The organism is Asanoa siamensis (assembly GCF_016862555.1).
GTDB lineage: Bacteria > Actinomycetota > Actinomycetes > Mycobacteriales > Micromonosporaceae > Asanoa > Asanoa siamensis.
In genome coordinates this window covers 14,200-33,951 of the sequence record NZ_BONE01000057.1, presented here as the reverse complement: position 1 = coordinate 33,951, position 19,752 = coordinate 14,200, and the positions used below count along the sequence as shown (strand labels likewise).

Genomic DNA, 19,752 nt, shown 5'->3' with positions numbered 1-19,752 from the left:
TGACCGAGACGACCGTGGAGGCCCGGTGGCATTTCCGTCTACCCAGGGTTTGTACGACCCGGACAACGAGCGTGACTCCTGTGGCGTCGCGTTCGTCGCCGACCTGGCCGGACGCCGCTCCCACGAGGTCGTGGAGAAGGGGCTCTCGGCGCTGTGCCGGCTCGACCACCGGGGCGCCCGGGGCGCGGAGCCCAACACCGGCGACGGCGCCGGCATCATGATCCAGGTGCCCGACGAGTTCCTCCGGGCCACCGTCGACTTCCCGTTGCCCCCCGCCGGCTTCTACGCGACCGGTCTCGTGTTCCTGCCCACGACCGACGCGGAGGCCGCCCAGGCGGTCACGGTCATCGAGAAGTACGCCATCGTCGAGGGCGCCGAGGTGCTCGGCTGGCGCGACGTCCCCGTGGAGCCCGAGGGCCTCGGCGCGACCGCCGAGCTCGTCCGCCCGCGGATCCGTCAGGTCTTCCTGGCCGCCCACCGCCTGCACGACGGTCCCGACGGGCCGGCCGGCACGCCGCTGCGCGACCTCGACCTCGACCGCGTGGCGTTCTGCGTCCGCAAGCAGGCCGAGCGCGAGACCGCCGAGCGCGGGATACCCGCCTACTTCCCGAGCCTGTCCGCCCGCACCATGGTCTACAAGGGCATGCTCACCCCGGACCAGCTCCCCGCGTTCTTCCCGGACCTGACCAACCGCCGGGTACGCAGCGCGATCGCCCTGGTGCACTCCCGCTTCTCGACCAACACGTTCCCGTCGTGGCCGCTGGCGCATCCTTATCGCTTCATCGCCCACAACGGCGAGATCAACACGATCCGCGGCAACAAGAACTGGATGAACGCCCGCGAGGCCCTGCTCGCCTCGCCGCGCCTGCCAGGCAACATCCGCCGGCTGTTCCCGATCTGCACGCCGGCCGCGTCCGACTCGGCCAACTTCGACGAGGTGCTGGAGCTGCTGCACCTCGCGGGCCGCGAGCTGCCGCACGCCGTGCTCATGATGATCCCGGAGGCCTGGGAGAACGACACCTCGATGGACCCGGCCCGCCGGGCGTTCTACCGCTTCCACGCCAGCCTGATGGAGCCGTGGGACGGGCCCGCCAGCGTCGCGTTCACCGACGGCACGCTGGTCGGCGCCGTGCTCGACCGCAACGGCCTGCGCCCGGGCCGCTGGTGGCGCACCGAGGACGGCCTGGTCGTGCTCGGCAGCGAGGCCGGCGTGCTCGACCTCGACCCGACCACCGTGGTCGCCAAGGGCCGCCTCCAGCCGGGCCGGATGTTCCTCGTCGACACCGCCGAGGGCCGGATCGTCGAGGACGACGAGATCAAGGCCGAGCTGGCCGCGGCTCTGCCCTATGACGACTGGCTGCACGCGGGCCTGATCGACCTCGAGGACCTGCCCGCCCGCGAGCACATCGTCTACACGCACGACTCGGTGCAGCGCCGGCAGCAGACGTTCGGCTACACCGAGGAGGAGCTCAAGATCCTGGTCGGGCCGATGGCCCGCGCCGGCGCCGAGCCGCTCGGCTCGATGGGCACCGACACCCCGATCGCGCCGCTGTCGACCCGGCCGCGGCTGCTCTACGACTACTTCCACCAGCTCTTCGCCCAGGTGACCAACCCGCCGCTCGACGCGATCCGCGAGGAGCTGGTGACCAGCCTGTCCGGCACCATCGGGCCCGAGGGCAACCTGCTCGACCCCGGCGCGGCGAGCTGTCGCCAGATCGTGCTGCCGCGGCCGGTGCTCGACAACGACGAGCTGGCCAAGCTGCTCTCCGTCGACGACGACGGCGACCTGCCGGGCTTCAAGGCCGTCCGGGTCTCCGGGCTCTATCCGCTGCGCAACGGGGCCGCCGGCATCAAGGCGCGGCTCACCGAGATCTGCCGGCACGTCTCCGAGGCGATCGAGGACGGCGTACGCATCCTCGTGCTCTCCGACCGCGACTCCACGGCCGATCTCGCGCCGATCCCGTCGCTGCTGCTCACCGCGGCCGTGCACCAGCACCTGGTGCGCGAGCAGACGCGTACGCAGGTCGCCCTGGTCGTCGAGTCCGGCGACTGCCGCGAGGTGCACCACGCGGCCCTGCTGCTCGGCTACGGCGCGGCGGCGGTCAACCCCTACCTCGCCTTCGAGTCCGCCGAGGACCTGATCGCCACCGGCGCGCTGACCGGCGTCGCGCCGGCCGACGCGATCCGCAACTACGTCAAGGCGCTCAGCAAGGGCGTCCTGAAGATCATGTCGAAGATGGGCATCTCCACCGTCTCGTCGTACTGCGGCGCCCAGGTCTTCGAGGCCGTCGGGCTCGACGCCCGGGTCGTGCAGCGCTACTTCGCCGGCACCCCGGCGAAGATCGGTGGTGCCCGGCTCGCCGACATCCACGCCGAGATCGTGGCCCGGCACGCCCGGGCGTACCCGGCCAACGAGGCCGAGCGCAGCCACCGCAAGCTCGACGTCGGCGGCGAATACCAGTGGCGCCGCGAGGGCGAGCTGCACCTGTTCAACCCGGAGACGGTGTTCCTGCTGCAGCACGCCACCCGCAGCAAGCGGGAGGACATCTTCGCCCGCTACACGGCCAAGGTCGACCAGCTGGCCGCCGAGGCCGGCTCGCTGCGGGGGCTGTTCCGGCTGCGCACCGGCGACCGGCCGGCCGTGCCGATCGAGGAGGTCGAGCCGGTCAGCGCGATCGTCAAGCGGTTCGCCACCGGCGCGATGTCGTACGGGTCCATCTCGGCCGAGGCGCACGAGACCCTCGCGATCGCCATGAACCGGCTGGGCGGCAAGTCCAACACCGGTGAGGGCGGCGAGGACGTCGAGCGGCTCTACGACCCGTCGCGCCGGTCAGCCGTGAAGCAGGTCGCCAGTGGCCGGTTCGGTGTCACCGCCGAATACCTCGTCAACGCCGACGACCTGCAGATCAAGATGGCGCAGGGCGCGAAGCCCGGCGAGGGCGGCCAGCTGCCCGGCAACAAGGTGTGGCCGTGGATCGCGAAGACCCGGCACGCCACGCCGGGCGTCGGGCTGATCTCGCCGCCGCCGCACCACGACATCTACTCCATCGAGGACCTGGCGCAACTCGTCCACGACCTCAAGATGGTCAACCCCGCGGCGCGCGTACACGTGAAGCTCGTGTCCGAGGTCGGTGTCGGCACCGTCGCCGCGGGCGTCGCCAAGCTCAAGGCCGACGTCATCCTGATCTCCGGGCATGACGGGGGTACGGGCGCCAGCCCGCTCAACTCGCTCAAGCACGCCGGCACCCCGTGGGAGCTGGGGTTGGCCGAGACCCAGCAGACGCTGCTGCTCAACGGCCTGCGCGACCGGGTCACCGTGCAGGTCGACGGCCAGCTCAAGACCGGTCGCGACGTGGTGGTCGCCGCGCTGCTCGGCGCCGAGGAGTTCGGCTTCGCCACCGCGCCGCTGATCGTCTCGGGCTGCGTGATGATGCGGGTCTGCCACCTCGACACCTGTCCGGTCGGCATCGCGACCCAGAACCCCGCGCTGCGCGAGAAGTTCACCGGCAAGCCCGAGTTCGTCGAGACGTTCTTCGAGTTCCTCGCCGAAGAGGTCCGCGGCTACCTGGCCGAGCTGGGCTTCCGCTCGATCGACGAGGCCATCGGGCACGCGGAGCTGCTCGACCTGGTGCCGGCGATCGACCACTGGAAGGCCAACGGGCTCGACCTGTCGCCGGTGCTGCACGTGCCGGACCTGCCGGCGGGCGCTTCCCGGCGCAAGGCCCAGGACCAGGACCACGGGCTGGCCCGCGCCCTCGACAACCAGCTCCTGGAGCTGGCCGCGCCGGCACTGAAGGACGGCACCCCGGTGCGGGCCACCGTCGCGGTACGCAACGACCAGCGCAGCGTCGGCGCGATGCTGGGCGGCGCGGTCGCCCGGCGGTACGGCGGCGAGGGGCTGCCCGACGACACGATCGAGCTCGACCTCGTCGGCACCGGTGGGCAGTCGTTCGGCGCGTTCCTGCCGCGCGGCGTGACGATCCGGCTGCACGGCGACGCCAACGACTACGTGGCCAAGGGGCTCTCCGGCGGCCGTGTGGTGGTGCGCCCGCACGTCGACGCGCCGTTCGTGGCCGAGCAGCAGATCATCGCCGGCAACACCATCCTGCACGGCGCGACCGGGGGAGAGCTGTTCCTCCGCGGCCGGGTCGGCGAGCGCTTCGCGGTCCGCAACTCGGGCGCGACCACGGTCGTCGAGGGCGTCGGCGACCACGGCTGTGAATACATGACGGGCGGCACCGTCGTCGTGCTCGGCCCGACCGGCCGCAACTTCGCCGCGGGCATGTCCGGCGGCACGGCCTATCTGTGGCGCGCCGACGCCGCGCGGGTCAACCCCGAGCTGGTCGACCTCACCCCGCTCACCGACGACGAGCAGGTCACCGTGCAGGCGCTGGTGCAGCGCCACTTCGCGGAGACCGACTCGGCCGTCGCCGCGGACCTGCTCAAGCGCTGGCCGGAGGCGGCCCGCGAGTTCACCGCTGTCGTCCCGCGTGACTACAAGCGCGTAATGGAGGCGATCCGGGCCGCCGAGGCTGCCGGCCATGACGTCGACACGGCTGTCATGGAGGTAGCACGTGCCTGATCCACAGGGTTTCCTGCGCCACGGGCGCCGGCTCCCGGAGCGGCGACCGGTGCCGGTCCGCATCCAGGACTGGCGCGAGGTCTACCCGTCGGCCGACGACGGGCTGATCCGTGAGCAGGCCAGTCGGTGCATGGACTGCGGCATCCCGTTCTGCCACCAGGGCTGCCCGCTCGGCAACCGGATCCCGGACTGGAACGACCTGGTCCGCACCGGGCAGTGGGCGGGCGCGGCCGAGTCCCTGCACGCGACCAACAACTTCCCGGAGTTCACCGGGCGGCTCTGCCCCGCGCCGTGCGAGGCCGCCTGCGTGCTCAGCATCGCGGGCGGCGCGGCGGTGACGATCAAGCAGGTCGAGGTGGAGATCGCCAACCGCGCGTTCGACCTCGGGCTGGTCACGCCGCAGCCGGCCGGGCACGCGTCCGGCAAGCGGGTCGCGGTGGTCGGCTCCGGCCCCGCGGGCCTCGCGGCGGCCCAGCAGCTCGCCCGGGCCGGGCACGCCGTCACGGTCTTCGAGCGCGACGACCGGGTCGGCGGGCTGATGCGGTTCGGCATCCCCGACTTCAAGCTCGAGAAGTCACACATCGACCGCCGGGTCGAGCAGCTCCTCGCCGAGGGCGTGGTCTTCGAGACCGGCGTCAACGTCGGCGTCGACGTGACGGCCGACCAGCTCCGGGCCGAGTTCGACGCGGTGCTGCTGGCCTGCGGCGCGCTGCAGGGCCGCGACACCCCGGCGACGCCCGGGCGCGGGCTGCGCGGCGTACACCTGGCCATGGAGCACCTCGTGCCGGCCAACCGGGTGGCGGCCGGGTTGGCCTCCACCACCCCGATCGACGCCGCCGGTAAGAATGTCGTGATCATCGGTGGCGGCGACACCGCGGCCGACTGCCTGGGCGTGGCCCACCGGCAGGGCGCGGCGCAGGTCTTCCAGCTCGACCTCTACCCGGAGCCGCCCGCGATCCGCGACGAGGCCCGGGACCCGTGGCCGACCTGGCCGTGGATCCTGCGCAACTACCCGGCCCACGAGGAGGGCGGCGGGCGCGACTTCGCCGTCGGGGTGCAGGAGTTCGTGCACGACGGCACCGGCGCCGTGAAGGCGGTCCGGATCGCCGAGGTGACGGTGACCAAGGTCGACGGCAAGCGGATCATCGAGGTGGTGCCGGGCTCCGAGCGGGAGCTGCCGGCCGACATCGTGCTGCTGGCCATCGGCTTCGACGGCACCGAGCCGCAGCCGCTGCTGGACCAGCTCGGTGTGGTGCGCAACGGGCGCGGCGCGGTCGATGCCCGGTCGGACTGGCAGACCGGCACCGACGGGGTCTTCGTCGCCGGCGACATGCACCGGGGCGCCTCGCTGATCGTCTGGGCGATCGCCGAGGGGCGGGCGGCCGCGGCGGCCATCCACTCCTACCTCGGGGGCGAGGGCGAGCTGCCGACGCCGGTCGATCCGGCCGCCGTACCGTTGGCGGCGTGACGCTTTTCCTACGCAGCGTGACCGGGTCTTCGACGTTGCGGACCCGGTCCACGCTGCCGTCGGTCGGGTGCCATCGGCGTCCGTGCTGGGAGTAGGCTCGCTGACGGTCACCGGCGGTGGAAGACGGCGGTGACGGCAACTGTTCGGATTCCCGACAGAAGCCGGTTACGAGGACGATCCGGGAAAGAGACTAGCCTCATGGGCGTGACACGCCGCGCGAAGATTGTCTGCACGCTGGGCCCAGCGACCGCCTCACCGGAGCGGATCCAGGGCCTCGTAGACGCCGGGATGGACGTGGCGCGGCTCAACTTCAGCCACGGTGACCACGCCGACCACGAGGCGGTCTACAAGCTCGTGCGCGAGGCCGCCGACGCGGCCGGCCGCGCGGTCGCGGTGCTGGCCGACCTGCAGGGCCCCAAGATCCGGCTCGGCCGGTTCGCGGACGGCCCGCACGAGTGGCGCACCGGCGACTCCGTGGTGATCACCAGCGACGACGTCGCCGGCACCGCCGACCGGGTCTCCTGCACCTATACGAAGCTGCCGCAGGAGGTCAAGCCCGGCGACCGGCTGCTGATCGACGACGGCAAGGTCGCGGTCGAGGTCACCGAGGTCACCGGCAACGACATCCGGGTCCTGGTGATCGAGGGCGGCCCGGTCTCCAACAACAAGGGCGTCTCGCTGCCCAACGTGGACGTCAGCGTGCCGGCCCTGTCCGAGAAGGACATCGAGGACCTGCGGTTCGCGCTGCGCCTCGGCGTCGACCTGGTGGCGCTCTCGTTCGTCCGCTCGCCCGACGACGTCAAGCTGGTCCACGCGATCATGGACGAGGTCGGCGTCCGCCGCCCGGTCCTGGCCAAGGTCGAGAAGCCCGAGGCGGTCGACCGGCTCGAGGAGATCGTCGACGCGTTCGACGGCGTGATGGTCGCCCGCGGTGACCTCGGCGTCGAGTTGCCGCTCGACCAGGTGCCGCTGGTGCAGAAGCGCGCCGTGCAGATGTGCCGCGAGGACGCCAAGCCGGTCATCGTCGCGACCCAGATGCTCGACTCCATGATCGAAAACGCGCGCCCGACCCGCGCCGAGGCCTCCGACGTGGCCAACGCGGTGCTCGACGGCGCCGACGCCCTGATGCTCTCGGGCGAGACGAGCGTCGGAAAATACCCGGTGCTCACGGTCTCGACGATGGCGAAGATCATCGCCACGACGGAGGCCGGCGGGATGCCGGTGCCGCGGCTCCAGCACGACCCGCGTACGCACGGCGGCGCCCTGACCATCGCGGCGTCCAACGTCGCCCGCGCGGTCGGCGCCAAGGCGATGGTCGCGTTCTCCCAGACGGGCGACACGGTCCGCCGCCTCGCCCGGCTGCACTGCGAGCTGCCGCTGCTGGCCTTCACCCCGGTCTCCGAGGTGCGCGCCCAGCTCGCGCTGAGCTGGGGTGTGGAGACGTTCCACATGCCGTTCGTGCAGCACACCGACGACATGTTCCGCCAGGTCGACCAGGCGCTGCTGGGCCTCGGCCGGGCCGAGCCGGGCGACTACGTGGTGGTCGTGGCGGGCAGCCCGCCCGGCACCCCGGGCTCGACCAACACGCTGCGGGTGCACCTGATCGGCTCGCTGGTCGACCCGGCCAGCGTCACGCGCCTGTGACCGACATCCCCGCGGGCGGGCAACCGGCGGTCGACTACCTGGTCGGGATGCTCGACCTCGCGCGGCAGTCGGAGTCGGTCTTCGTCGGCACGACCCCGGTGGTCGGCCTCCAGCGGGTGTACGGCGGCCACGTGGCCGCCCAGGCCCTGGTGGCGGCCGGTCGCACCGTCGACCCGTCACGCACCGTCCACTCGCTGCACGGCTACTTCGTGCGGCCGGGGGAGTCGGGCCAGCCGATCGAGTACCACGTCGAGAAGATCCGCGACGGCCGGTCCTTCTCGGTCCGCCGCTCGGTGGCCGTGCAGAACGACAAGACCATCTTCTTCATGTCGGCGTCGTTCCACCGGCACGAGGACGGCCTGGACCATCAGGCGCCGGCGCCGCTGGACGTGCCCGGGCCGGACGAGGTGCCGACGATGCGCGAGCGCCTGGGTGCGTACCCGGAGCGCCTCGGCATCTGGTCCTCGGTGCCGTGGTCGCTGGACGTGCGTTACGTGGGTGAGCCCGGCTGGGTGGCCCCCGGCGACCGGCGGGCGGACCCGCACCAGCGGGTCTGGATGCGGATCGACGGCAAGCTGCCGGACGACCCGCTGCTGCACGCCTGCGCCCTGACGTATGCGTCGGACATGACCCTGCTGGATTCGGTCCTGTCGGTCCACGGCGAGGTCTGGGGCCCGGGCGGCGTGATCGGGGCGAGTCTGGACCACGCGTTGTGGTTCCACCGTCCGTTCCGGGCGGACGAGTGGTTCCTCTACGACTGCTGGAGCCCGTCGGCCGCGGGCGGCCGGGGCCTGGCCACGGGCCGGATGTTCACGGCCTCGGGCGCCAACATCGCCACCGCGGTCCAGGAGGGCCTCCTCCGCCGCGTGGGTGCATGATCCTTTCGCATATACGTACCCGATAGGATTAGTACCATGCGACTGTCCGCACGGGTCGACTACGCGCTGCGCGCCATGGCGGAACTGGCCGCCGCCGCTGACCAGGACGGTGCCGGCCCCTCGCCGATGACCGCGGAACAGGTGGCGAAGGCACAGGAGATCCCGCCGAAGTTCCTGGAAAGCATCCTGCTGCAGTTGCGCCGGGCGGGCCTGGTTCACGCCCAGCGCGGGCCCGAGGGCGGCTACTGGCTGGCGCGGCCGGCGCGGGAGATCGGGCTCGGGCAGGTCATCAGGGCGATCGACGGTCCCTTGGCCAATGTCCGCGGCCAGCGGCCGGAGGACCTGGGCTACACGGGCGCGGCGGCGGCGCTGCAGGAGGTCTGGATCGCGCTGCGGGCGAGCGAACGCGAGATCCTGGATCTGGTGTCGATCCACGACGTGGCGACGGGCAAGCTCCCGGACCGCGTCCGCGACCTGACCGCGGACCCGGCGGCCTGGGCCTGACGGCGGGTCCGGTGGCTTGGGTCTGACGGCGGTCCGGTGGCTTGGGTCTGACGGCGGGTCCGGTGGCTTGGGTCTGATCGCAGAGCCGGTCGCCTGACCGCCGGATTCGGCCGCCTGAGGCGCATCCGTCGCTCCGGTCACAGCGGTCACGGCGGTGCACATCGGATGTCGGGACCGGCGGCGGTGCGATTGGCCCACGACGGTCCGGAGGTCGCATCTCGGACCGCCGCGGGTACGGACATCGAACCATCTTTGACCGCGCCGCGATTCCGATTGGCGTGCTACACCGGAATAGACGCTCTGTGCCGGATGTCGCTACAGTCCGTTTTCGACGTACGGTTCGTGCGTGGAGCGCGCTGACCTGATCTCGCTGTTGACCGGCGACAACGCCGCCGATGTCGCCTGCCGGAAGGCGCTCGAACTGGGCGCCGACTTCCGTGTCTCCACGGACGAGGGCGAGCCGATCCCGGCGAACGAACTCGCACCGACCTACCGGCGGCGAGACGAGGGCACGCGCCGGCAGGGCATCACCACGCTGGGCTTCGACGTGGCGGTCAAAACGCTGGAGTCGCTCGGCGAAGAGCCGGTCCTCCTCGGCCGGGTCGCCGCCGACGAGCCGCCGATGTCGTTCGTCCTCTTCCTGACGCCCGACGCGGGCTCCGTCCTGGCCTGCATCGGCGTGGGCGAACTACCGCGCCGTTCGTAGCTCCGCCACCTACCGGCCGGAACGCCCAGCCCTCGCCCGCCCACCCGTAGAAATGTCCCTCGCTGAGAGGGCCTCCCGAGGCGGAACCCGGCGCGAGCGGTCCGCGCGGCCGCTGCCAGCGGTGGCCGCTTCTAGCTCTCCGGGCCGGCCGCCAGGATGTCTGTTGCCGCGGTGGAGAGGAGGGACCAGGCCTCGTCCACGTGGGTCTCCGTGGTTTGGGGGGCGCCTACCGCCAAGCGCAGGACGTAGGCGCCGTTGACCTTGGTGTGCGTCAGGTAGTAGCGGCCCGTCGCGTTGATTCTGGTCAGCAGCTCCTCCGATGGCCCGTCGCCCGCGCGGAGGCGGAAGCAGACCAGGGAGAACGGGTGTGGGGCCACGATCTCGAAGCGGTCGTCGGCCGCTACGTGCGCCGCGAAGCGTTGGGCCAGGGCGACGTGGCCGCGGATGTGCGCCTGGAGGCCGGCCGCGCCGTACCAGCGGAGGACGAACCAGAGCTTGAGCGACCGGAAGCGGCGGCCGAGGGGGACACCCCAGTCGCGGTAGTCGATCACCGCGCCCGACTCCGTGGCCACGTTGCGGAGGTACTCCGGCATCACCGTCAAGGCGGCTACCAGGGCCTCGCGGTCGGCCACCCAGAACGCGTCGCAGTCGAAGCCTGTCAGGAGCCACTTGTGCGGGTCGAAGCAGTAGGAGTCGGCGTGTTCCAGACCCGCGTGGGTCCAACGCAGCTCCGGGCAGACCGCGGCCGCGCCCGCGTAGGCCGCGTCCACGTGCAGCCAGACGCCGAACTCCGCGCAGATGCGGCCGATCTCCGGCAGCGGGTCGACCGCCGTCGTCGAGGTCGTGCCGATCGTGGCCACCACGACGGCGGGCCGGCAGCCGGCGGCCACGTCCGCCTCGAGCGCGGCGCGCAGCGCCGCCGGGTTCATCGCCAGGGTGTCCGGCGAGACCTCGATCTGGCGGACGCCCGCGTCGCCGATGCCGGCGATCCGGGCCGCCTTCTCGATCGACGAGTGACCCTGGGTCGACGTGTAGACCGTGTAGCGCGCGCCCCCGATCCCGTCCGTGCGCCACGCCCCGCCGCCCGCCCGGTGCAGGCCCGCCAGCGTCGCCACCAGGGCCGCGGACGACGCCGAGTCCTGGATGACCCCGCCGCCCGTGGACGTCGACCGGAACCGCTCCGGCAGGTCCAGCAACTCGGCCAGCCAGTCCAGCATCACGGTCTCGACCTCGGTCGCCGCCGGACCCGTCGCCCACAACATGCCCTGGACGCCCAGGCCCGCGCCGACCAGGTCGCCCAGGACGCTCGGGCCCGACGTGTTCGCCGGGAAGTAGGCGAAGAACCCCGGGTGCTGCCAGTGCGTCATCCCGGGCAGCACCACGCTGTCCAGGTCGGCGCGCAGGCCGGCGAAGCCGTCGCCCTCAGCCGGCGGCGCGGACGGCAGCCGCGCCGCCACCGCCCCCGGCGGGTCGCCCGGCCGCACCGGGAGCGAGCCGACCGACTCCCAGTAGTCGGCCACCCAGTCGACCAGATCGTGCCCGTGCCGGCGGAACTCGTCGGCGGTCATGTGCCCTGCCATGCCCCGAGTCGATCAAGCATCACCCCCTGCGCGCAACACGCTCCCGAAGAACGCGGCTATGTCGCCCGCCACCAGGTCGGGCTCCTCGGCCGCCGCGAAGTGCCCGCCGCGCGGGAAGACCGTGCGCCGGTGCACCGGATAGAGCCGTTCCGCCCATTCGGGCGGCGGCACCCCCTCGCGCACGAACTCGTTGGCGAACACGGCGATCGCGGTCGGCACCACCACCCGGTCGGTGGGCCCGATCTCCACGCCGTGCCAGCGGTTGTCGTAGTAGTCCCGGACGGAGGTAGTGATCGACTCCGTCGCCCAGTAGATGGTGAGCAGCGTGAGCAGGAAGTCGCGGCCGAAGCGCGCGTCGACGTCGCCGCCGGTGTCACCCCACGCCCGCCACTTCTCCACGATCCAGGCGGCCAACCCGGCGGGGGAGTCGGTCAACCCGTACCCCAGCGTCTGTGGCCTTGTGCTCTGGATCGCCGAATAGCCTCGCTCGGTCGCGTCCCACCCCGCGGTGTGCGCGACGTAGGCCTGCTCGGAAGGCGACAAGGGCGGCGCCTCCGGCCCCAGGTAGGGCGCGACCTCAGGGGTGGTCAGGTGGATCCCGATCACCCGCTCGGGCCGGCTCAACGCCATCCACGTCGCCACCCCCGCCCCGAAGTCACCGCCACCGGCGCCGTAACGCGGGTAGCCGAGCGCGTCCATCAGCCCGTGCCACAGCCCCGCCACCCGCCGGTTGTCGACCGGCGCGGCCGGCCGCGGCGTGAACCCGTAGCCGGGCAGCGACGGCACCACCACGTCGAACGCCGGCCCCGCGAGGCCGTGCGCGGCGGGATCGGTCAACCGCGACACCAACGGCAGGATCTCGACGTAGGCGCTCGGCCAGCCGTGGGTCAGCACGAGCGGCACGCCCCCACCGCCCACCGCCCGGGCGTGGACGCAGTGGATCTCGACCCCGTCGACCTCGACGACGAACTGGGGGAACGAGTTGAGCCGGCGCTCGGCGAAACGCCAGTCGAACCCGTCGGCCCAGTAGGCCAGCAGATCGCGCAGGTAGTCGAGATCGGTGCCCTGCGCCCAGGGCGGCCCCGGCGCGGCGGGCGGCCACCGCGTGGTCCGGATGCGATAGCGCAGGTCGTCGAGCACGGCCTCGGGGACATCGACGAGGAATGGTTTCGTCATGGCCGGGAGGCTAGTTCTAGGGTGTGACAAATGTTGGACGTCCAGCTCACCCCACTCGACGACGCCCTCACCGAGCGCCTGCTCGCGGTGGCCGTCGCCGACGCCGACCCCACCGAGGTCACGCCCCCGGTGGACGGACCGCCCGGGTGGACACGCGAACGCCGGGACTTCTTCCGCGCCTTCCACCAGGAGCGCCAGGGCGGACTCGCCGGCCCGCTGCGCACCGTCATGTACGCGATCACCACCGAGGACCGCCTGGTCGGCATGATCCGCCTGACGATCGAGGGCGACGAGGCGGAGACCGGCATGTGGCTCGCCCGCACCGCACGAGGTCAGGGGGTGGCCACCCAGGCCTTGCACAGGCTCCTCTACGAGGCGCGCCGCGCGGGCGCGCGTACCGTCGAGGCCGACACGACCCCCGGCAACCACCCGGCGCTGGCCACCCTCCGTGGTGCCGGCGCGGTCCTGGAAGCCAACCCCGACAAGGTCTACGCACGTTTGGAGCTCGACTCGTGAAGGTCACCATCGTCACCGGCGGCTCCCGCGGGATCGGCGCCGCCACCTGCCACCGCCTCGCCGCCGCGGGCCACGCGGTCGCCGTCGGGTACCGCAGCGACGCCGCGAAGGCCGCCGCGGTGGTCGACCGGATCACCGGAAACGGCGGCCAGGCCGTCGCGATTCCGGTCGAGACCGCCGACGCGGCACAGGTCGTCAAGCTCTTCGACGAGGCGTACGCGCAGCTGGGCGCGGTCACCGGCCTGGTCAACAACGCCGGCGTCGGCAGCCGGATCGGCCGCTTCGTCGACCTCGACGACGAGGACCTGCGCCGGGTCGTCGAGGTCAACGTCGTGGGCGCGATCTTCTGCGCCCGCGAGGCGGCCCGCCGCATGACCGCGGGCGGCGCGATCGTCAACGTCTCGTCCGCCGCCGCCACGCTGGGCAGCCCCAACGAGTACCCGCACTACGCGGCGAGCAAGGCCGCCATCGACGCCCTGACGCTCGGTCTGTCCAAAGAGCTTGGTCCGGACGGCATCCGGGTCAATACGGTCCAACCCGGCGTCATCTACACCGACTTCCACGGCACCCAGAGCGGCGAGCCGGGCCGCGCGGACCGGGTCGGGCCGAGCGCCCCGCTGGGCCGCGCCGGCCAGCCCGACGAGGTCGCCGCGGCGATCTCCTGGCTGCTCAGCGACGATGCGTCCTATGTGACCGGTGCGACCATCCGCGTCGCCGGTGGCCGGTGACGTTACTTAAACGTTACATGTAAATACGCCGCACAAGACTTGTCTTTGCCTTGATCCACAAGGGTTAATCATCAGGCAGCGATCAAACCAACCTGGACGTTCGGTCTTCGGCGAGCCGAGCTTCCGGGCCTTCACCGCTTGCGGAGGAGTACCTTCGTGTCCGTCCATCGCCGTTCCCTCAAACGTCGGCTCAGCCGACCTCTGATCAGCCTCGGAGCCAGCCTCGCGCTCGTGCTCGGCGTGCTCGTCGCGGGCCCGACGCCCGCCGCCGCGGCCCCGGCACCCGGCGCGCCGTACAACGTCCTGGTCTTCTCGAAGACCGCCGGTTTCCGGCACGACTCGATCCCGGCGGGCATCGCCGCGATCCAGCAACTCGGTGCGCAGCACGGCTTCTCGGTGACCGCCACCGAGGACGCCACCGCGTTCACCGACGCCAACCTGGCCAACTACGCCACCGTCGTCTGGCTCTCGACGACCGGCGACGTGCTGAACACCGACCAGCAGGCGGCCTTCGAGCGCTACATCAAGGCCGGTGGCGGCTACGCGGGCGTCCACGCCGCGTCCGACACCGAGTACGACTGGGCGTGGTACGGCGGCCTCGTCGGCGCCTACTTCTCGGCGCACCCGAGCAACCAGAACGCCACGATCAAGGTCGAGGACCCGGCGCACCCGTCCACCGCGGACCTGCCGGCGGAGTGGAACCGCTTCGACGAGTGGTACAACTTCCGCACCAACCCGCGCGGCACCGTGCACGTGCTGGCGAGCCTCGACGAGACCAGCTACTCGCCGGGCTCGGGCGCGATGGGCGCCGACCACCCGACGGCCTGGTGCCAGGACTACGACGGCGGCCGCTCCTGGTACACGGGCAGCGGACACACGCAGGAGTCGTACGCCGAGCCGAACTTCCTCGACCACCTGCTCGGCGGCATCGAGACCACCGCCGGCGTGGTCGACGCCGACTGCTCGGCCAGCAAGACGAGCAGCTTCGAGAAGGTCACGCTCGACAGCAACACGCAGAACCCGATGGAGCTCGACGTGGCGCCCGACGGCCGGGTGTTCTACGCCGAGCGCGACGGGCGGCTGCAGGTCATCTCGCCGACCACCGGCCTGACCACGACCGCGGCCACGCTCGACGTGTTCACCGGCAACGAGGACGGCCTCATCGGCGTACGCCTCGACCCGGACTTCGCGACCAACAACTGGATCTACCTCTACTACGCGCCCGACGGCGGTGCCCCGCGCAACTATCTGTCGCGGTTCACCGTGTCCGGCAACACCGTCGACCTCGCCACCGAAGAGGTGATCCTGCAGGTCGACACCCAGCGCAACACCTGCTGCCACGCGGGCGGCAGCATGGTCTTCGACAGCGCCGGCAACCTCTACCTGGCCACCGGCGACAACACCAACCCGTTCGAGTCCAACTCGTTCAACCCGATCGACGAGCGCCCGGGCCGCCAGGACTTCGACGCCCAGCGGTCGAGCGCCAACACCAACGACCTGCGCGGCAAGATCCTGCGGGTGCACCCCGAGGACGACGGGACCTACACGATCCCGGCCGGCAACCTGTTCCCGGCGGGCACCGCGCAGACCCGTCCCGAGATCTTCGCGATGGGCTTCCGCAACCCGTTCCGGATCGGCATGGACCCGAAGACCAACACGCTGGTCGTCGGTGACTACGGCCCGGACGCCGGTGCCGCCGACCCCAACCGGGGCCCCGAGGGCACGGTCGAGTGGAACATCGTGGCGCAGCCCGGCTTCTACGGCTGGCCCTACTGCCACGGCAACAACTACGCCTACAACGACTTCTCCTTCCCCAGTGGACCGAGCGGGCCGAAGTTCAACTGCGCGGCGATCGTCAACGACTCGCCGAACAACACCGGCCTGCGCAACCTGCCGCCGGCGATCGCTCCGACCATCGACTACGACTACAGCGGCAACGCGCTGTTCCCGGAGATCGGTGGCGGCGGCGCGCCGATGGGCGGCCCGGTCTACCGGTACGACGCGGCCAGCACCTCCGACCGCAAGTGGCCCGCCTACTACGACGGCAAGGCCATCTTCGGCGAGTGGAACCAGAACAAGATGTACGCGTTCCAGCTCACCGAGGACGCGCACAGCCTGGTCGACATCAACCAGCTCCTGACCGGGATGACGTTCCTGCGCCCGATGGACTTCGAGTTCGGGGCCGACGGCGCGCTCTACCTGATCGAGTGGGGCAGCGGCTTCGGCGGCAACAACGACAACTCCGGCATCTACCGGATCGACTACGTGGCGGGCGACCGTGCCCCGATCGCGGTCGCGTCCGGCACGCCGACCTCGGGCCCGTCGCCGCTGACCGTCCAGTTCTCCAGCGCGGGGTCCCGCGACCCCGACGAGGAGGAGATCACCTTCGCGTGGGCGTTCGGCGACGGCGGCACCTCGACGGAGCCCAACCCGACCCACACGTACGCGGCGGCGGGCAACTACACCGCCCAGCTCACCGTGACCGACCCGGGCGGCCGCACCGCGGTGGCCAACGTGCCGATCACCGTGGGCAACACCGAGCCGACCGTGTCGATCTCGTTCCCGCCGGACGGTGGCTTCTTCAACTGGGGCGACCAGGTCGAATACACGGTCACCGTGACCGACCCCGAGGACGGTCAGATCGACTGCTCCAAGGTCAAGCTGCAGTACTACCTGGGTCACGACGAGCACGCCCACCCGCTGCAGAGCCAGCAGGGCTGCACGGGCAGCATCCAGACGTCGCTGGCCTCCGGCCACGGCGCCGACGCCAACGTGTTCGGTGTGTTCGAGGCGACCTACACCGACGGTGGCGGCTCCGGCGGGGCCAACCCGCTGACCGGCCGTGACATCGAGCAGCTCCAGCCGAAGCGCAAGCAGGCCGAATACTTCACCACCACCGGCCGGGCACCCGGCAGCTTCGGCGGCGGCGACCCGGGCGTGCAGCGGGAGACCACCAGCGACACGCAGGGCGGCTTCCAGAACATCGGCTTCATCGAGGACGGCGACTACTGGTCGTTCGACCCGACCAACTTGACGGGCATCACCAGCCTGCGGTTCCGGGTCGCCTCGGACGTCAACGGCGGTCGGATCGAGGTCCGGTCCGGCGCGGTCGACGGTGCCCTGGTCGGCACGGCGGTCGCACCCGGCACCGGCGGCTGGCAGTCCTACGTGGACGTCAACCTGCCGCTGGACAACCCGCCGACCACCAGCGGGCCGCTGTTCTTCATCGTGAAGAACCTGTCCGGCACCGGCGCGGGCTCACTGCTCAACGTCAACTGGGTCGACTTCCTCGGCCGCGGCGTGACGGAGAACGCGCCGCCGGTGGTCACCGCGTCCGGCAACCCGACGACCGGCACCACGCCGCTCGTCGTCGAGTTCAGCGGCACGGCGACCGACGAGGAGGGCGACGCCCTCACGTACGCCTGGGACTTCGGTGACGGCACGACGGCCAACACGGCCAACGCGTCGCACACCTACACCACGCCCGGCACGTTCACGGCGACCCTCACCGTGACCGACGCCCGCGGTGCGGCGGCGTACGCGACGGTTCCGATCCGGGTCGAAGCGCCGAACACGTCGTGCTTCGGGGCCAACTCCGACAACTTCGACGGCACCACGCTCGACCGTGACCGGTGGAGCACGATCGTCCGGGAGAACCAGACCTACTCCGTCGCCGACGGCGTGCTGAAGCTCCCGACGCAGGCGGCCGACCTCTACGGGTCGCGCACCGACGCCGGCAACATCGTGCTCCAGCCGACCCCGGCGGGCCCGTGGCAGGCGACCACCAAGGTCACCGTGCCGCTGACCGGCAACTACCAGCAGGCCGGCCTGATCCTCTACGGAGACGACGCCAACTGGGCCAAGCTCGACGCGCTGTTCGCCGACTACAAGCGGGTGGAGTTCATCCGCCAGACGGCCGGCACGCCGCGCAACGAGGCCGTCGACAGCGCGCCGATCACGGCGCCCGGCGACACCGTGTTCCTGCGGGTGACCTCGGACGGCACGAACCTGACCGGTGAGTTCTCCGCGGACGGCGTCACGTGGACGCCGGCGGGTCGGAGCGCCGCGCTGGCGGGGATCAACAACCCGAAGATCGGCCTGTACGCGCTCAACGGTGGCACCGGCGCACCGGTCGTCAACGCGGAGTTCGACTGGTTCCAGATCACGCCCGACGAGGCGGGTGAGGACGTCGCCCCATCCGACGAGTTCGACGGGTCGGCGCTCGACAAGTGCCGCTGGGACGCGATCGTCCGTGAGGACAGCACCGCGTACCAGGTCGCCGGTGGGTCCTTGACCATCGACGTGCCGAACGGCGACATCTACACCGGCAACAACACCGGGCCGACCAACTTCATCCTGCAGAACGCGCCCGCGGGCGACTGGACGCTGGAGACGAAGGTCGACGGCAGCCAGCTCAACGAGCAGTACCAGCAGGGCGGCCTGATGGTGTACGGCGACGACGACAACTACCTCAAGTTGGACTTCATCGCCGACAACGCGCCGGGCTCGCCGATCACGCGGCGGATCGAGTTCCGCAGTGAGATCGCCAGCGTCGTGCAGAACCCGCAGCCGCAGGTCACCAACCTGACCGCCGCGGTGTGGCACCTGCGCCTCGCGAAGGTGGGCGACACCTACACGGCGTCGTACTCCGCCGACGGCACCACCTGGACGACGTTCCCCGAGACGCTGACCAACGCGGCGGTCGCCGCGGCTCCGAAGGTCGGCCTGTTCAGCCTCGGCGCGGCCCAGACCGCGTCGAAGCCGATCTCCTTCGACTACTTCCGCCTGTCCACGGGCGGGCAGGAGCCGGAGGACACCACGGCGCCGGTCACCACGGCGGCCGTGGCGGGGACGGAGTCGGGTGGCTGGTACACCGGCCCGGCGACGGTCGCGCTGACCGCGGCCGACGAGGCCGGTGGCAGCGGTGTCGCGAGCACCGAATACCAGCTCGACGGCGCGACCACCTGGACCGCCTACACCGCTCCGGTGGCCGTGACGGGTGACGGGTCGCACGAGGTGCGGTTCCGGTCGACCGACGAGGCCGGCAACGTGGAGGAGAGCAAGTCGATCGCGGTGAAGATCGACTCCACGGCGCCGGTGACGGCGGCGACGTTCGCGCCCGCCACCGACGACGGCTGGCACAACGGTGCGGTTCCGGTCACCCTGACCGCGACCGACGCCGGCTCCGGAGTGGCCACAGTCGAGTACGCGCTCGACGGCGGCGCCTGGACCGCGTACACGGCACCGGTCGACGTCACCGGAAACGGCGAGCACGAGCTCCTCTACCGCGCCACCGACAACGCCGGCAACGTGGAGACGCTCAAGTCGGCGATCATCAAGATCGACGGTACGAAGCCGACGGTGATCATCGGCGGCTTGGCGGACGGCCAGCTCTACGGCGACAGCCAGGACGTCCGGGTCACCTACCAGGCGGTCGACCCGACCTCGGGCCTGAAGAGCGTGGTCGGCACGCTCGACGGCGCGGCGTACCCGGCCAACAAGCTGCAGTCCATGTTCGAGCTCCCGCTCGGACTGCACGACCTGACCGTGACCGCCACCGACAAGGCCGGGAACGTCACCACCAGCACGGTCCGGTTCTACGTCACGACGTCGTTCCGCGACATGCAGTTCCTGCTCGACCGCTTCAAGGCCACGAGCTGGCTGTCGCAGAAGGCCCACAAGCAGCTGAGCGACAAGCTCGACGCGGTGCGTAAGGCCGAGGCCAACGGCAACGACACCAAGGCGATCAAGCAGCTGCGCGAGTTCGTCACCCTGGCGTCCGACACCAAGCTGGTGCCGAACGCCGAGGTGCGGGACGTCCTGGTCCGCGACGCCAACGCGATGATCGTCCGCCTCGGCGGCGAAGCCAGCGCGGCCGGCAAGGCGGCCAACGACGGCAAGTCGCTGAAGGGCACCGGCCGCGTGGCCGGCGACCCCGCGCGGCAGGTCGCCGGCGGACCCCTGAAGTAG

11 protein-coding genes are annotated in these 19,752 nt (G+C 71.4%); 9 read left to right on the top strand and 2 right to left on the bottom strand.

The genetic code is table 11. From position 1 onward, the window contains the following. Nucleotides 1-25 precede the first annotated feature (25 nt). From gltB to Asi02nite_RS28945, 6 genes are all read left to right on the top strand, one after another. Nucleotides 26-4,582 (top strand): glutamate synthase large subunit, encoded by a 4,557-nt coding sequence (gene gltB / locus Asi02nite_RS28970; RefSeq protein WP_203717162.1) that lies wholly within the window; start codon nt 26-28, stop codon nt 4,580-4,582. Continuing rightward, nucleotides 4,575-6,050, top strand: coding sequence for a glutamate synthase subunit beta (locus Asi02nite_RS28965; RefSeq protein WP_203717161.1), 1,476 nt, complete (start codon nt 4,575-4,577; stop codon nt 6,048-6,050). Before gltB ends, Asi02nite_RS28965 begins: the two co-directional genes overlap by 8 nt. Before the next feature lie 198 nt (nt 6,051-6,248). Beyond that, complete coding sequence (gene pyk, locus Asi02nite_RS28960; protein ID WP_203717160.1) at nt 6,249-7,694, top strand: pyruvate kinase; 1,446 nt, start codon at nt 6,249-6,251, stop codon at nt 7,692-7,694. A 47-nt stretch (nt 7,695-7,741) separates the two neighbouring features. Continuing rightward, nucleotides 7,742-8,572 (top strand): acyl-CoA thioesterase, encoded by an 831-nt coding sequence (locus tag Asi02nite_RS28955; RefSeq protein WP_203717173.1) that lies wholly within the window; start codon nt 7,742-7,744, stop codon nt 8,570-8,572. A gap of 36 nt (nt 8,573-8,608) precedes the next feature. Continuing rightward, nucleotides 8,609-9,076, top strand: coding sequence for an RrF2 family transcriptional regulator (locus Asi02nite_RS28950; RefSeq protein WP_203717159.1), 468 nt, complete (start codon nt 8,609-8,611; stop codon nt 9,074-9,076). A gap of 346 nt (nt 9,077-9,422) precedes the next feature. After that, nucleotides 9,423-9,782 (top strand): hypothetical protein, encoded by a 360-nt coding sequence (locus tag Asi02nite_RS28945; RefSeq protein WP_203717158.1) that lies wholly within the window; start codon nt 9,423-9,425, stop codon nt 9,780-9,782. A 131-nt stretch (nt 9,783-9,913) separates the two neighbouring features. Here Asi02nite_RS28945 and Asi02nite_RS28940 read toward each other — a convergent pair whose 3' ends face one another. Further along, nucleotides 9,914-11,362 (bottom strand): pyridoxal-dependent decarboxylase, encoded by a 1,449-nt coding sequence (locus Asi02nite_RS28940; RefSeq protein WP_239127192.1) that lies wholly within the window; start codon nt 11,360-11,362, stop codon nt 9,914-9,916. 12 nt (nt 11,363-11,374) lie between these two features. After that, the gene (locus Asi02nite_RS28935; protein ID WP_203717157.1) at nt 11,375-12,538 is read right to left on the bottom strand and encodes an epoxide hydrolase family protein; all 1,164 of its coding nucleotides are present in this window, start codon (nt 12,536-12,538) and stop codon (nt 11,375-11,377) included. Between the two features lie 30 nt (nt 12,539-12,568). On the opposite strand from Asi02nite_RS28935, the gene Asi02nite_RS28930 reads away from it, so the two are divergent. From Asi02nite_RS28930 to Asi02nite_RS28920, 3 genes are all read left to right on the top strand, one after another. Beyond that, nucleotides 12,569-13,054: a GNAT family N-acetyltransferase gene (locus Asi02nite_RS28930; RefSeq protein ID WP_203717156.1), complete on the top strand. Its 486-nt coding sequence runs from the start codon at nt 12,569-12,571 to the stop codon at nt 13,052-13,054. Next, the gene (locus Asi02nite_RS28925; RefSeq protein ID WP_203717155.1) at nt 13,051-13,782 is read left to right on the top strand and encodes an SDR family oxidoreductase; all 732 of its coding nucleotides are present in this window, start codon (nt 13,051-13,053) and stop codon (nt 13,780-13,782) included. Before Asi02nite_RS28930 ends, Asi02nite_RS28925 begins: the two co-directional genes overlap by 4 nt. 156 nt (nt 13,783-13,938) lie before the next feature. Continuing rightward, entirely contained in the window at nt 13,939-19,752 is a 5,814-nt protein-coding gene (locus Asi02nite_RS28920) for a ThuA domain-containing protein (protein WP_203717154.1), read from the top strand.

Bases quoted from the DNA above. Each gene is read 5' to 3' on its own strand.
- Asi02nite_RS28955 (WP_203717173.1), top strand. From the start codon at position 7,742: ATGCTCGACCTCGCGCGGCAGTCGGAGTCGGTCTTCGTCGGCACGACC.
- Asi02nite_RS28950 (WP_203717159.1), top strand. From the start codon at position 8,609: ATGCGACTGTCCGCACGGGTCGACTACGCGCTGCGCGCCATGGCGGAA.
- Asi02nite_RS28940 (WP_239127192.1), bottom strand. From the start codon at position 11,362: ATGGCAGGGCACATGACCGCCGACGAGTTCCGCCGGCACGGGCACGAT.
- Asi02nite_RS28935 (WP_203717157.1), bottom strand. From the start codon at position 12,538: ATGACGAAACCATTCCTCGTCGATGTCCCCGAGGCCGTGCTCGACGAC.
- pyk (WP_203717160.1), top strand. From the start codon at position 6,249: ATGGGCGTGACACGCCGCGCGAAGATTGTCTGCACGCTGGGCCCAGCG.
- Asi02nite_RS28930 (WP_203717156.1), top strand. From the start codon at position 12,569: ATGTTGGACGTCCAGCTCACCCCACTCGACGACGCCCTCACCGAGCGC.